Origin of the sequence: Paraburkholderia youngii (genome assembly GCF_013366925.1) — a bacterium.
Classification (GTDB): domain Bacteria; phylum Pseudomonadota; class Gammaproteobacteria; order Burkholderiales; family Burkholderiaceae; genus Paraburkholderia; species Paraburkholderia youngii.
In genome coordinates, this window is the sequence record NZ_JAALDK010000001.1 from 463,654 (window position 1) to 476,533 (window position 12,880).

Annotated in this window: 12 protein-coding genes; all 12 read left to right on the top strand. The window is 68.1% G+C overall.

Features of this window, described 5'->3' with window-relative positions; genetic code table 11:
- Positions 1-390: 390 nt before the first annotated feature.
- Genes G5S42_RS02215 through G5S42_RS02270 form a run of 12 tightly spaced genes read left to right on the top strand, consistent with a single transcriptional unit; the run spans position 391 to position 12,877 of the window.
- The gene (locus G5S42_RS02215) at positions 391-1,116 is read left to right on the top strand and encodes a beta-ketoacyl synthase chain length factor (protein WP_176105337.1); all 726 of its coding nucleotides are present in this window, start codon (positions 391-393) and stop codon (positions 1,114-1,116) included.
- Positions 1,100-1,894 carry a 1-acyl-sn-glycerol-3-phosphate acyltransferase gene (locus tag G5S42_RS02220; protein ID WP_176105338.1) on the top strand — a complete coding sequence of 265 codons (795 nt, stop codon included), beginning with the start codon at positions 1,100-1,102 and terminating at the stop codon, positions 1,892-1,894. The genes G5S42_RS02215 and G5S42_RS02220 overlap by 17 nt, the downstream gene beginning before the upstream one ends.
- Positions 1,869-2,174, top strand: a complete 306-nt coding sequence (locus G5S42_RS02225) for a phosphopantetheine-binding protein (protein WP_176105339.1) — start codon at positions 1,869-1,871, stop codon at positions 2,172-2,174. The genes G5S42_RS02220 and G5S42_RS02225 overlap by 26 nt, the downstream gene beginning before the upstream one ends.
- On the top strand, positions 2,171-2,422 hold the full coding sequence (locus tag G5S42_RS02230; protein WP_176105340.1) for an acyl carrier protein: 252 nt from the start codon (positions 2,171-2,173) through the stop codon (positions 2,420-2,422). The genes G5S42_RS02225 and G5S42_RS02230 overlap by 4 nt, the downstream gene beginning before the upstream one ends.
- Positions 2,422-3,090 carry a COG4648 family protein gene (locus G5S42_RS02235; protein ID WP_176105341.1) on the top strand — a complete coding sequence of 223 codons (669 nt, stop codon included), beginning with the start codon at positions 2,422-2,424 and terminating at the stop codon, positions 3,088-3,090. The genes G5S42_RS02230 and G5S42_RS02235 overlap by 1 nt, the downstream gene beginning before the upstream one ends.
- The gene (locus G5S42_RS02240) at positions 3,090-4,787 is read left to right on the top strand and encodes an ApeI family dehydratase (protein ID WP_176105342.1); all 1,698 of its coding nucleotides are present in this window, start codon (positions 3,090-3,092) and stop codon (positions 4,785-4,787) included. The genes G5S42_RS02235 and G5S42_RS02240 overlap by 1 nt, the downstream gene beginning before the upstream one ends.
- On the top strand, positions 4,787-6,523 hold the full coding sequence (locus G5S42_RS02245; RefSeq protein ID WP_176105343.1) for a glycosyltransferase family 2 protein: 1,737 nt from the start codon (positions 4,787-4,789) through the stop codon (positions 6,521-6,523). Before G5S42_RS02240 ends, G5S42_RS02245 begins: the two co-directional genes overlap by 1 nt.
- Positions 6,510-8,129, top strand: coding sequence for an HAL/PAL/TAL family ammonia-lyase (locus G5S42_RS02250; protein WP_176105344.1), 1,620 nt, complete (start codon positions 6,510-6,512; stop codon positions 8,127-8,129). Before G5S42_RS02245 ends, G5S42_RS02250 begins: the two co-directional genes overlap by 14 nt.
- A complete protein-coding gene (locus tag G5S42_RS02255) occupies positions 8,126-8,566 on the top strand; it encodes an acyl-CoA thioesterase (RefSeq protein ID WP_176105345.1) in 441 nt (146 codons plus the stop codon). The genes G5S42_RS02250 and G5S42_RS02255 overlap by 4 nt, the downstream gene beginning before the upstream one ends.
- Positions 8,554-9,237 (top strand): outer membrane lipoprotein carrier protein LolA, encoded by a 684-nt coding sequence (locus G5S42_RS02260; protein ID WP_176105346.1) that lies wholly within the window; start codon positions 8,554-8,556, stop codon positions 9,235-9,237. Before G5S42_RS02255 ends, G5S42_RS02260 begins: the two co-directional genes overlap by 13 nt.
- Positions 9,237-11,696 carry an MMPL family transporter gene (locus G5S42_RS02265; RefSeq protein ID WP_176105347.1) on the top strand — a complete coding sequence of 820 codons (2,460 nt, stop codon included), beginning with the start codon at positions 9,237-9,239 and terminating at the stop codon, positions 11,694-11,696. Before G5S42_RS02260 ends, G5S42_RS02265 begins: the two co-directional genes overlap by 1 nt.
- Positions 11,693-12,877 carry a beta-ketoacyl-[acyl-carrier-protein] synthase family protein gene (locus G5S42_RS02270; RefSeq protein WP_176105348.1) on the top strand — a complete coding sequence of 395 codons (1,185 nt, stop codon included), beginning with the start codon at positions 11,693-11,695 and terminating at the stop codon, positions 12,875-12,877. Before G5S42_RS02265 ends, G5S42_RS02270 begins: the two co-directional genes overlap by 4 nt.
- The last annotated feature ends 3 nt before the right edge of the window (positions 12,878-12,880 follow it).

The following is a 12,880-nucleotide window of genomic DNA, read 5'->3' on the forward strand; positions in this document are numbered from 1 at the left end:
AAGGTTTTTTGGTGGATTCTGTCGGCGTTGGCACGCCAGCGTCGACGCGCGAAACGGCCTTGCGGTGCGTCTCCGCAGCCGGCTTTGTCAAATCGTCTAACAATGTGTTGCGCCTCAGGCGCGGATACAGATGGATACGTCTTTCCTCGACGATTTGCTTCAAAATATCCGCTACTATTCGGCCACAAAAGGAGCCCGAGCCGCCATCCACCACACCGATTGTCAGGGGCGCCTGACAAGTCAGGCCGATCGCCGGTGCTGCATTCCCATGCCAGCTGACCGGTCGATCCCGGCTGGAACCTCCCGATCCGCGCGGCGCCGCTCGCTGTGACGGCTGTGTATTCCGTCAGGCGCTTGAGCCCCTTTCCCGTTTCTACGCGCGAACACCATATGCCCGATCTGCACTGGACCATTCCGGTCGGTCGCTGGTCTAGCTGGCCGGCTACCTCGTCTGCTGCACCCGATGTCGGCTTTATCGAGCCGATCGTGCGGCGGCGTCTCAGCACGCTGTCCAAGGTCGCGCTCAAGGTCGCGCACGACTGCGTCGCGCAGGAACCCGCGCGCGTGGTGTTCGCGTCGCGGCACGGGGAATTGCGGCGTACCACCGACATCCTGCGCAGCATCAGCGCGGGCGAACCGGTGTCGCCGACCGCCTTCAGCCTGTCGGTGCTGAACGCGATGACCGGCGTGTTCGGGATCGCGCGCGGCGACCGTTCGGCCGCGAGCGCGGTATCGGCTGGTGCGCAAACGCTCGGCTATGCGCTGCTCGAAGCGTACGCGCAATTCGCGACACAACCGGACGTGCCGGTGCTGCTCGTCTATGCCGACGAACCGGCCGATCTCGCGTACGGCACGATCGAAGACGAAGTGCACGGCGGAGCGATTGCGGTGTTGCTCGACAAGGATGCGTCGGCAGGGCGCGTTGTTTGCTCCCTGACCCGCGCCGACGAGGAGGCGGCCGGGCAACCCGGCGAGCCGCGAACCCCACTGAGCGGCGCCGCGAGCTTTCCGACCCAGAGTCAGGCGCTGCTGCACTGCCTCGAAACCGGCCAGCCCGCGCGCTGGCAGCGCGCCGGCGCGCTGTGGCACTGGAGGTGGGATGAGCGCGCGGCTTGATTACGCGTGGCGTTTTTGCGCGACCGGCCTCGCCTTCGTCGCGTTCGGCGTGTGCGGCGTGCTGTTTTCGGTGCTCGTGTTTCCGCTCGCGTGGCTGTGGCCGCATCGCGCGTCGCGGCAGCGTGCGGTGAGCGTCGTGATCCATCGGTTCTTTCGCGCGCTCGTCGCGGTGCTGCGCCGCCTCGGCGTGATGGAACTCGAAGTATCCGGTGCCGAGGCGTTGCGCGCGGGCGGACCGGCGATCGTCGTCGCGAATCACCCGACTTACCTCGACGTGATGGTCCTGCTGTCGCTGGCGCCGCGCGCATGCTGTGTCGTCAAGCACGCGCACTGGCACAACCCGTGTTTCTGGGGCATCGTGCGCGCGGCCGAATACGTGAGCAACGCGGACGCGATCGCGCTCGTCGAGGCGGGAGCCAGGCAGCTCGCGGCCGGCTACACGATGATCATTTTTCCGGAGGGCACGCGCAGCCCCGCGCCCAACCGGCTGCACGCGTTTTCGCGCGGTTTCGCGCACATGGCGCTTAAGGCCGGTGCGCCGATCGTGCCGGTGTTGATGGATTGCGATCCGCCCGCGTTCACGCGGCAGATGCGCTGGTACCACGTGCCGGCGCGCGCTTTCCGGATGCGCGTGAACGTGCTCGCGCCGCTTGGCGTCGCCGAACTGGCCGCGCACGACACCACCCCGGCCATCGCGGCGCGCAGCGTGACGAATGCCGTAGAAGCCCACATTACCCAGCACCTGTTCGATTATGGATTCTTTAAAACTGGAAATTAAAAAGCTTCTGATCGAAGCCCTCGATCTCGAAGACCTAAGCCCCGCCGATATCGACGACGACGCCCCGTTGTTCGGTTCCGACGGCATCGGTCTCGATTCGATCGACGCGCTCGAAATCGGCATCGTGCTGCGCAAACAATACCAACTGACCATCGCGGCGAACGACGAACGTACCCGCGAGCACTTCCGCTCGATCAACACGCTCGCCGCGTTGGTCGCGAGTCAGCGCGAAGCGGCGCACGCTGCGAACGAAACCGCAAGGAAGGGGATTGAATCGTGACCGAGACCGAGATTCTCGAGCGCATCCGCGCGATCTTTCAGGAAAACTTCGCGGTCGAGCCGCAGCGCGTGACGCCGGACGCTCATCTGTTCGAAGACCTCGATCTCGACAGCATCGACGCGGTCGATCTCGCGATCAAGCTGCAGGAGATGACCGGCCGCCGCATCAAGCCGGAGAACTTCAAATCCGTGCGCACGGTCGGCGACGTGATCGGAGCGGTCGAATCGCTGCTCGCGGCGCAAGGCTGATGCGGGCCGCGCACCCGCGCATGCAGATGTCGGAGCCACCGCACGCCGCAAGCGGGTCCGGCGCGCGGCCTCGCTGGAGCAGGACCGTCGTGCTGGTGCTGCTGAAACTCGCTTACCCCGTGCTGATCCTGTGTGCCTGGCGCTGGGATGCGCCGCGCCTCGTCGGCGGCATGCTGCTCGTGACCTTGTGGCTGCAGCGCTGGGCCGGCGGCGGTCCGGTAGCGATACCGCTGCGGCAGCTTTCCAGACTCGACTGGAGCGTGGTGGCGATGCTGAGCTGCGCGTCGGCGACGATCGTCGTCACCGATAGCGAACTGCTGCTGCGCTTCTATCCGTTGCTCGTCAATCTCGGTTTGCTGATCGCGTTCGGCGCGACGCTCGTGCGCGGGCCGTCGATGATCGAAAAATTCGCGCGCCTCGGCAGTCCCGATCTGCCGCCGGGCGCGGTGCGCTATACGCGGCGCGTGACCCAGGTGTGGTGCGCGTTCTTCGTGCTGAACGGCGCGTTTTCCGCCTATACCGCCCTCTATTGGAGCCGCGCGGCCTGGTCGCTGTACAACGGCGCGATCGCTTATGGACTGATCGGCCTGCTGCTGGCGGGCGAATACGTCTGGCGACGCCTGTTCGTGCTGCCGCGCGCCGCGCGCGCGGATTCGGAGTCGGCCTGATGATCGCGTTGCATGACCTGTTGTCGGCCGATGCCGCGCTCGCGACGCCCGCCGCACCGGTGTGCCGCGACGGCGCCGTGCTGCTCGATCGCGCGGCGTTCCGCGCGCGCGTCGCGGGCTTGATCGAACTCGTGCAAACGCACGATGCGCGGCGCTGCGCGCTTTGTATCGACGATCCGTTCGAGTTCGCCTGCGCGTTGTTCGCGCTGTTCGCGTGCGGCAAGGAGCCGGTGATTCCTGCCAATGCAACGCCGGGCTATCTCGCCGATCTCGCGGATGCGTACGACTTTCTGCTGACGGACGCGGATCTGCCGCCGTTCGTCGCAGCGACGCATGTCGTCACGGCCAACACCGCGCAGCCGATTGACCCCCGCGCATCGCTGACGCTCTACACATCCGGCAGCAGCGGCGCACCGAAGCCGATCCGCAAGACGCTCGCGCAATTCAACGCCGAAGTCCACACACTCGAACAGGAGTGGGGCGCATTGCTCGGCGACGTGACGATGCTCGCGAGCGTGCCGCATCACCACATCTACGGTCTGCTGTTTCGTGTGTTGTGGCCGCTCGCGGCGGGCCGCGCGTTCGATCGCGCAATCGGCATGGAGCCGCTGCAACTGCAGGCGCGTATCGCGCAATGCGGCGCGACGGCGGTCGTCTCGACGCCCGCGCAGTTGTCGCGTTGGCCCGCGTTGCCGGGCTTCGGCGCGCTCGCACCCGCGCCGCGCGCGTTCTTTTCGTCGGGTGGCCCGCTCGCGACCGACGCCGCGCAGGCCTATGCGGTGAGCTATGGCGCGGCGCCGCTCGAAATCTACGGCAGTACGGAAACCGGCGGGATCGCGTGGCGGCGTCAGGATCAGGGCGACGCGTGGCAGCCGGTCGCCGGCGCCGAGGTGCGCCGCGACGACGATGGAGCGCTGTGCGTGCGCTCGCCGCATCTCGACCACGACGGCTGGCATCGCACGGGCGATCGGATCGCGTTCGATGCCGACGGGCGCTTCCATTTGCAAGGGCGCCTCGACCGCGTGCTGAAGCTCGGCGGCAAGCGCGTGTCGCTGCCGGAGCTCGAGGCGCGTCTCGCGCTGCATCCGTATGTCGCGCAGGCGGCGCTGGTGCCGCTCGAAGGCGCGACGCGAGAGCGGGTCGGCGCAGTGGTCGCGCTGACCGAAGCGGGCGGCGCGACATTGCGTAACGAAGGCCGCGTCGCGCTCGCGAAAGCGCTGCGCCGGCATCTGGCCGATTACTTCGATGCGGTCGTGCTGCCGCGTCACTGGCGTTTTCGCGTGGGTCTGCCATTCGACGCGCGCGGCAAGCTGCCCGCAAGCGCGGTCGCGGCCGCGTTCGCGCCGCTCGCCGAGGGCATGGAAGTGCTCGCCGAAACGCGCGTCGGCAACACGCTGCACTTTGTGCTGCGTGTGCCGCTGTCGCTTCAGCATTTCGCCGGCCACTTTCCGGGCCTGCCGATTCTGCCGGGCGTCGTGCAGGTCGACTGGGCGGCGCGGCTCGCGGCCGGGCATTGGCCGCGGGTGCGCGCGGTGGCGTCGGTCGATCGCCTGAAGTTCATGGCGCCGGTGGCGCCCGGCGCGGTGCTCGAGCTCACGCTCGCCTACGATGCCGCGCGCCGGCGCATGCAGTTCGCGTACCGGCTCGATGGACGCGAATGCGCGTCGGGCGTGCTCGTGCATCGGGAGGACGCGTGATGAAGTTCGCGCCCTGCATCGTCATCCCGATCTACAACCACAAGGACGCGATCGGCGCGACCGTCGCCAATCTCGCGGTGCACGGCTTGCCGATCTTCGTCGTCGATGACGGCAGCGACGAGCCGACCCAGCAGGTACTCGCCGCGCTCGCGCTGCAATGCGCGCAGCAGATGACGCTGCTGCGTCTGCCCGAAAACGGCGGCAAGGGCGCGGCGGTGATGGCGGGTCTGCGCGCGGCGCGCGCCGCGGGCTACACGCATGCGCTGCAGATCGACGCCGACGGCCAGCACGACGCGACCGACGTGCCGCGCTTCATCGATGCCGCGCGCGCCGAACCCGGCGCGGTGATTCTCGGCCGTCCCGTGTACGACGACAGCGTGCCGAAGGCACGCCTGTACGGCCGCTATCTGACTCACGTGTGGGTGTGGATCGAGACGCTGTCGCTGACGATCCGCGATTCGATGTGCGGCTTTCGTCTGTATCCGCTCGCGCTCGCGTGCGAGCTGATCGACGGCGTGCGGCTGCCGACGCGCATGGACTTCGACATCGAGATCCTCGTGCGACTGCACTGGCGGCGCGCCGCGTTCCGCTCGATCCCGACCCGCGTGACCTACGCGGCCGACGGCGTGTCGCATTTCGACGTGCTGTGGGACAACGTGCGCATCAGCCGCAGCCATACGCGGCTCGTGTTCGGCATGCTGATGCGTCTGCCGATGCTGCTCGCGCACAAGCTGATGCCACGCCGCGGCGCGCTTGCCGACACAGCGGACGACTGTGCCGACGAACCCCGGCCCGAAGCCTGGTGGCGTATCGCCGAACGCGGCAGCCGGCTCGGCATGAGCCTGCTCGCGCTGAGCTGCAAGCTGTTCGGCCGCCGCCTTACCGCGCTGTGGCTGCATCCGGTCGTCGCGTACTTTCTGGTGACGGGCCGCGCCGCGCGCGCCGCGTCGGGCAACTACTTCGCGCATCTGAACGCGGTCGCGCCGTCGGCGGAGATGCCGCGCCCGGGGTGGCTGTCCGCGTATCGCCATATGCTCGCGTTCGCGCAATCTGGCTTCGACAAGCTCGCCGCATGGACCGGCCGCGTCGACGACACAGACGTGACGTTCGACGATCCCGCGGCATTCGAAGCCTTGATCGCGAGCGGCAAGGGCGCGCTCGTGATCGGCGCGCATCTCGGCAATCTGGAGATGATGCGCGCGCTCGCGATCCGCGGCGCTCACGCGAAGGTCACGGCGGTCGTCTACACCGAGCACGCGCGCCGCTTCAACGACGTGCTGGCGGCGTCGAATCGCGAGTTCGCGCGGCATTTGCTCGAAGTCGGCGACTTCGGTCCCGAGACCGCGGTGTTGATGCAGCAGCGCATCGATGCGGGCGAATTGCTGGTGATTGTCGGCGACCGGGTGCCGGCGCGTGAGGCGGGGCGCACCACCGACGCGCAATTTCTCGGCGCGAGCGCGCCGTTCGCGCAAGGGCCCTACGTGCTCGCGCATGCGCTCGGCTGTCCGGTCTACCTGTTCTTCTGCCTGAAGGAACGCGACGGCTATCGCATGTATTTCGAGCCGTTCGCCGAGCGAATCGAGCTGCCGCGCCGCGATCGCGCGCAGCATCTGGCCGCGTGGGCGCAACGCTATGCGCTGCGCCTCGAGCACTATTGCCGCAAGGCCCCATATCAATGGTTCAACTTCTTCGATTTCTGGGCCAGTTCCGAGCGAGGCGCGAATGGCCGATCATGATCTGAACGATGTGCGACCCGCGCGCGTTGTTGCGGATGCCGCTTCCGCCGCCGGCTGCACGCCGATCGTCGTCGGTGCGCGCCGACTGACGATCGAAGAGGTCGTCGCGATTGCGCGGCAGCGGGCGTGCGTCGCGCTGAGCGACGATGCCGTATGGCGTGCGCGCATCGAGCGCGGCGCGGCGTTCCTGCGCCGCCAGTTGGCCGCCGGCGCGACCGTGTACGGCGTCAACACCGGTTATGGCGACGCCTGCGTGGTCGACGTGCCGACGGCGCTCGTCGAGGCATTGCCGCTGCAACTGACGCGTTATCACGGCTGCGGCATGGGCGCGTATCTCGACGATGCGCAAACCCTCGCCGTGATCGCCGCGCGTCTGAATTCGCTCGCGTATGGTTTTTCGGGCGTGCGCACGGTGCTGCTCGAACGCCTCGCGGCGTTGATCAATCATCGCGTGTTGCCGCGCATCCCGTCCGAGGGCTCGGTCGGCGCGAGCGGCGATCTGACGCCGCTGTCATACGTGGCGGCGGCGCTCGCGGGCGAGCGCGACGTGCAGTACGCCGGCGCGCGGCGCGCGGCGCGCGACGTGTGGACCGAGCTGGGCGTGGAGCCGCTGGCGCTCGCGCCAAAGGAAGCCCTCGCGCTGATGAACGGCACCGCCGTGATGACGGGTCTCGCGTGCCTCGCAGTGGCGCGCGCGGAGCACTTGACGCGGCTGGCCGCGCGTTTGACCGCGCTGGCGACCGTCGCGCTCGACGGCCGCGCCGCGCACTTCGACGCGGCGCTGTTCGACGTGAAGCCGCACGCGGGCCAGGCCGAAGCGGCCGCGTGGATTCGCGCCGATCTGGCCGGCCGCGCCGACACGCCCGGGCATCGTCTGCAGGACCGCTATTCGATTCGCTGCGCGCCGCATGTGATCGGCGTCGCGCGCGATGCGCTCGGCTGGGTGCGCCGCGACGTCGAAAACGAGCTGAACAGCGCGAACGACAATCCGCTCATCGATCCCGACAACGAACGCATCTTGCACGGCGGCAACTTCTACGGCGGCCATATCGCGTTCGCGATGGATGCGCTGAAGGTCGCCGTCGCGAATCTGGCGGATCTGATGGACCGGCAGCTCGCGCTGCTGGTCGATATCAACTTCAACAATGGCCTGCCGCGCAATCTGTCGGGCGCGGCGCCCGCACGCTCGGCGATCAATCACGGGTTCAAGGCCGTGCAGATTTCGTCGTCCGCCTGGACCGCCGAGGCGCTGAAGAACACGATGCCCGCGAGTGTGTTTTCGCGCTCGACCGAAGCGCACAATCAGGACAAGGTCAGCATGGGCACGATCGCCGCGCGCGACTGCCTGCGCGTGCTCGAATTGACAGAGCAGGTCGCCGCCGCGCACACGCTCGCGACGGTGCAGGCCGTGCATTTGCGCTTGCGCATCGATAGCGCGACGCCGGTGCCCGCGCCGCTGCGCGCATTCATCGACGAGGTGGGCGCGCATTCGCCCTTCGTCGACGAGGACCGTGCGCTCGAAGGCGAGCTGCGCGCGCTCACCGCGCGCATTGCCGCGTGCGAACTGCTGGACATGATCGACGATCAGGAAGGAGTCAAGCTATGAGCGTGCCCGCGAAAACGCAGCACGTGCTCGCCGCGAGCGCGACCGTCGAAGTGCCGTTTCACGACGTCGACGCGATGAACGTGTGCTGGCACGGCAATTATCTGAAGTACTTCGAGCTGGGCCGCGCGGCGCTGTTGCGCGCGTTCGACTATGACTATCGCCAGATGCGGGCGTCCGGCTATCTGTGGCCGATCGTCGAGGCGCATCTGAAGTACGTGCGGGCCGCCGTGTACGGACAGAAGCTCGAAGTGCGCGCGCAACTGCTCGAATACGAAAACCGCCTGAAAATAGGCTATGAAATCGTCGATTGCGCATCCGGTGCGCGGCTCACGAAGGGCTATACGATCCAGGTTGCCGTCGATGCCGCCACCGAGGAATTGCAGTTCGTGTCGCCGCAGGTCGTATTCGACAAGCTGGAGCGCGTATGGGGACGATGAACCGAGGTGCGTCCGTGTTGCGGATCGCGGGCGTGATCGGCACGATCGGCGCGACGTGCGTGCCTGGATGGGTGGCACCAGCGCATGCGGCAACGGCCAACACTGCGCCCGCCAACGCCGCGCTCGTCTCGCAGATCGCCGCGCATCTCGCGCAGCCCAAGGGCGTGCGCTCGCAATTCACGCAGACGCAGACGCTCGCCGCGATGAAGCAGCCGCTCGTCAGCAACGGCACGTTGCTGTTCTTGCGCGAGCGCGGCGTGATCTGGCAAATCGACACGCCGTACAAGGCCACCTACGTGATCACCGATGCTGGCGTCGTGCAGGTCGACGCCAGCGGCCGCCGCGCAAGCACACATAGCGCGCAGGGCACGCGAGGCGTCGCACAGGTGTCGAAGATGATGCGCGCGATGCTCGGCGGCGATCTGTCGGCGCTGTACTCGCAGTTCGACGTGAGTGCCGAAGGCAGCGCCGCGCAATGGCGCATGCGCCTCACGCCGAATCAACCGCAGCTCGCGCAATCGATCAAGGGCCTCGACATGAGCGGCGGCGCTTATCTGCAAAGCCTGCGCATCACGCTCGCTAACGGCGACGTGACGAAGCTCGAGTTCGCGAACAGCACGGCCGTCGCCGAGCCGACGCCGGACGAGCGCAGCCTGTTCGGAGCGCCGTGATGGAGATACCGCAGCAGCGAGCCGCGAAACGCGCATGGGGCGTGCGCGCGGCATGGCTCGCGCTCGCGCTGCTGGCGGCGCTGTATTGCGGCTGGCGCTTCACCGGACCGTCACCGCTCGAAACCAATCTGCTCACGCTCTTGCCCGCAACCGAAGCGGACCCGGTCGCCGAAAAGGCGGTCGACACGCTCGCGAGCGCGCTCGGCGATCGCACCGTGCTGCTCGTCACGAGCCGCGACGATGCGCACGCGAAAGCGGCCGCGAAGCAGCTGGGCGCGTCGTTGCGAAAGAGCGGCGCATTCGCGTCGGTGACGGCCGAACTGCCGCCGTTCGACCTGTCGCAGATCTCGGCGCTGTATCTGCCGTACCGCTTCGGCCTGCTCGCGCCGGCCGATCGCAGCGCGCTCGCGAGCGCCAGCGCGACGACGTTGCACGACATGCTCGCGCAGCGCATCTACAGCCCGCTGCAAGGCGGCCTCAGCACGCAACTCGCCGACGATCCGTTCGGCTGGCTCGAACGCTGGCTCGGCGATCTGCCGCTCGCGGCCACGAATCTCGCGGTCGAGGACAACCTGCTGGTGTCGCATGGTCACGACGCGCAGGGCGATAAGACCAGCGTGCTGATCGTCGCGACGCTGCCTGGCTCCGCTTATGAAACGAAGACGCAGCGCGCGGTACACGCGGCGCTCGCCGACGCCGAAAACAGGTTGCGTCAGGCGTTCCCCGATGTATCGGTCGCGCGCACCGGCGCCGTGTTCTACGCCGAGGCTGCGCGCAGCGCTGCCGAACGCGAGGTGCACGTGATCGGCATCGCATCGCTATGTGGCATCGCTCTGCTGATGATGTGGGTGTTCCGCTCGCCGCGTCTGTTGCTGCTCGGCTTCGTTTCGACCGCGCTCGGCATTGTCTGCGCGCTGGCGGCGACGCTGCTGATCTTCGGCAAGCTGCATTTGTTGACGCTTGTGTTCGGCGCGAGCCTGATCGGCGAAGCCGTCGACTATTCGATCCAGTACTTCGTCGTCTATCTCGGCGCGGGCCGCGACTGGGACGCGCGGCACGGCGCGCGCAGCGTGCGACCCGCGCTCGGCGTGGCGCTGGCGACGAGCCTGCTCGGCTACGCGATCCTGATGTGGGTGCCGTTCCCCGCGTTGAAGCAGATCGCGTGCTTCGCAATGGTGGGCATCACGACCGCGTTCGCGTCGGTGCTGTGGCTGCTGCCCGCGCTGCTCACGCGCGCGCCGAAGCACAGCCCGCGACACCTGTTCGCGAGCGCGGCGCGGCTGCTCGCGCGCTGGCGGCATGCGCTCGGCGGCAAGCGCGCGTGGCTGGTCGCCGCGCTGCTGCTGATCGCGTCGGTGCCCGGCTGGCTGCGGCTGAGCAGCGACGACGACATCCATCTGCTGATCCAGCGCGATGCGTCGCTGGCCGCGCAGGAAGACACGGTGCGCGCAGCGGTCGGCGTCGATAACAGCGCGCAGTTTTTCGTCGTGCGCGGCGCGAGCGAGGAAGCGGTGCTGCAACGCGCCGAAGCGCTCGGCGCGAAGCTCGATGCGCTGAACGGCAGCGCGGATAGCGTCGGCGGCTATCAGTCGGTCGCGCACTTCGTGCCGTCCGCGCAACGTCAGAGCGAAGATCGCGCGCTGCTTGCACAGCATGTGTTCGGCGACTCCGCCGCGTTGCGCGCGACGCTGCTGCAAGCGGGCTTCAAGGACGAAGTCGCCGAGGCGTGGCTCGCCGGCTTCGCCCGGCCGTCCGCGCCGCTGACCGTCGAGCGCTGGCTCGCGGCGCCTTGGTCGCAGCCGTACCGGCATTTGTGGCTCGGCGCGGTCGGATCGAACGACGCGAATCGGGCGCATGAAACAAGCTATGCGGCCGTCGTGATTCCGCAAGGCGTGACGCCGCGCAACGAACCCGCGCTGATCGCGCTCGCGCAAGGCCTGCCCGGCGTCGTGTTCGTCGACAAGGCCGCGAGCGTGTCGAAGCTGTTCGGTGCGTATCGCGTGGATAGCGGCTGGTGGCTGGGCGGCGCGCTCGTGCTCGTGTGCGTGCTGCTGATGGTGCGTTACGGGGCGCGCGGCGGTATCGCCACGACCTTGCCCGTGCTGTTCGCGGTCGGCGTCGCACTGGCGGTGTTCGGCTACGCGGGCGTGCCGCTCAATATGTTCAACTGGCTCGCGCTGATGCTGGTGCTCGGCGTCGGCGCAAACTATGCGGTGTTCCTGCGCGAAGGCTGCGCCCGCGCGGACGCGGATCTCGGCGCGGTGTGGACCGGCGTGCTGCTGTCGGCGGCGACCACGTTGTTGTCGTTCGGCATGCTCGGCCTCAGTGCGATGCCCGCGCTCAGGAGTTTCGGCACCACGCTCGCGCTCGGCATCGCGGTTGCCGTGTTGCTCGCGCCTATCGGCATGCCATCGGCGAAGTCATCCGGCAAGTCATCAGAATCACGGAGAGCGGCATGAAAGCGCCAACAGTTTATTTGCACGCGCTCGGCATGATCAACGCGCTCGGTGGCGACGTCGGCCAGATCGTGCCGGCGCTCGCCGCCGCGAATTCGCCCGGCATGGGCAACGTGCATACCGGCATCGGCGACGCGTTCGTCGGCAGCGTGCTGACGCCGCTCGAACTCGCGCCGCGCGCCGATCTCGCGCGCTACGACTGCCGCAACAACCGGCTGCTGCTCGCGGCATTGGCGCAGATCGCGCCCGCGATCGAAGCCGCGCGCGAGCGCTATGGGCCGGAGCGGATCGGCGTCGTGCTCGGCACCAGCACGTCGGGCATCGAAGCGGCCGAAACCGCGTTCGTCTATCACGCCCGAGCCGGCGAGCTGCCGCAGAGCTTCAACTACCGGCAGATGGAAATCGGCACCGCCGCGCCATTCGCGGCCGCCGCGCTCGGCGTGCACGGGCCGGCGTTTACGATTTCGACCGCGTGCACGTCGAGCGCGAAGGCGTTCGCATCGGCGCGTCGGCTGCTGCAATTGCGGCTGTGCGATGCGGTCGTCGTCGGTGGCGTCGATTCGCTCTGCGAATTGACGGTGCAGGGCTTTGCGTCGCTCGAATCGACCAGCGGCACGCGCACCAATCCGATGAGCCGCAATCGCCGCGGCATCAACGTCGGCGAGGGCGCGGCCGTGTTCCTGATGAGCCGCGACGAAGCGGCGGTGCGGCTCGCCGGCGTCGGCGAGTCGAGCGACGCGCATCATATTTCGGCGCCGGACCCGCAGGGCGTCGGCGGCGAACTCGCGCTTCGCGACGCGCTCGCGGACGCGGGCATCGCGGCGTCGGCGGTCGGCTATGTGAATCTGCACGCGACCGCCACGCAGAAGAACGACGAAATGGAAGCGCATCTGATGGCGCGCGTGTTCCCCGCTGGCGTCGCCGCGAGCGGCACCAAGCCGCTGACCGGCCATCAGCTCGGCGCGGCCGGCGCGACCGAACTCGGCTTCGCGTGGCTCACGCTCGCGCACGAGAACGCGACGCTGCCGCCGCATCTGTGGGACGGCGAAGCCGATCCCGCGCTGCCCGCGCTCGACCTCGTCGCCGGCGCGCGCCATTTGCCGCGCGGCACGGGCACGCAGTACGCGATGAGCAATTCATTCGCGTTCGGCGGCAGCAATGTCAGCCTGATCCTCGCCCGGTAAAGC

Bases quoted from the DNA above. Each gene is read 5' to 3' on its own strand.
- G5S42_RS02215 (WP_176105337.1), top strand. From the start codon at position 391: ATGCCCGATCTGCACTGGACCATTCCGGTCGGTCGCTGGTCTAGCTGG.
- G5S42_RS02220 (WP_176105338.1), top strand. From the start codon at position 1,100: ATGAGCGCGCGGCTTGATTACGCGTGGCGTTTTTGCGCGACCGGCCTC.
- G5S42_RS02225 (WP_176105339.1), top strand. From the start codon at position 1,869: ATGGATTCTTTAAAACTGGAAATTAAAAAGCTTCTGATCGAAGCCCTC.
- G5S42_RS02235 (WP_176105341.1), top strand. From the start codon at position 2,422: ATGCGGGCCGCGCACCCGCGCATGCAGATGTCGGAGCCACCGCACGCC.
- G5S42_RS02240 (WP_176105342.1), top strand. From the start codon at position 3,090: ATGATCGCGTTGCATGACCTGTTGTCGGCCGATGCCGCGCTCGCGACG.
- G5S42_RS02245 (WP_176105343.1), top strand. From the start codon at position 4,787: ATGAAGTTCGCGCCCTGCATCGTCATCCCGATCTACAACCACAAGGAC.
- G5S42_RS02250 (WP_176105344.1), top strand. From the start codon at position 6,510: ATGGCCGATCATGATCTGAACGATGTGCGACCCGCGCGCGTTGTTGCG.
- G5S42_RS02255 (WP_176105345.1), top strand. From the start codon at position 8,126: ATGAGCGTGCCCGCGAAAACGCAGCACGTGCTCGCCGCGAGCGCGACC.
- G5S42_RS02260 (WP_176105346.1), top strand. From the start codon at position 8,554: ATGGGGACGATGAACCGAGGTGCGTCCGTGTTGCGGATCGCGGGCGTG.
- G5S42_RS02265 (WP_176105347.1), top strand. From the start codon at position 9,237: ATGGAGATACCGCAGCAGCGAGCCGCGAAACGCGCATGGGGCGTGCGC.
- G5S42_RS02270 (WP_176105348.1), top strand. From the start codon at position 11,693: ATGAAAGCGCCAACAGTTTATTTGCACGCGCTCGGCATGATCAACGCG.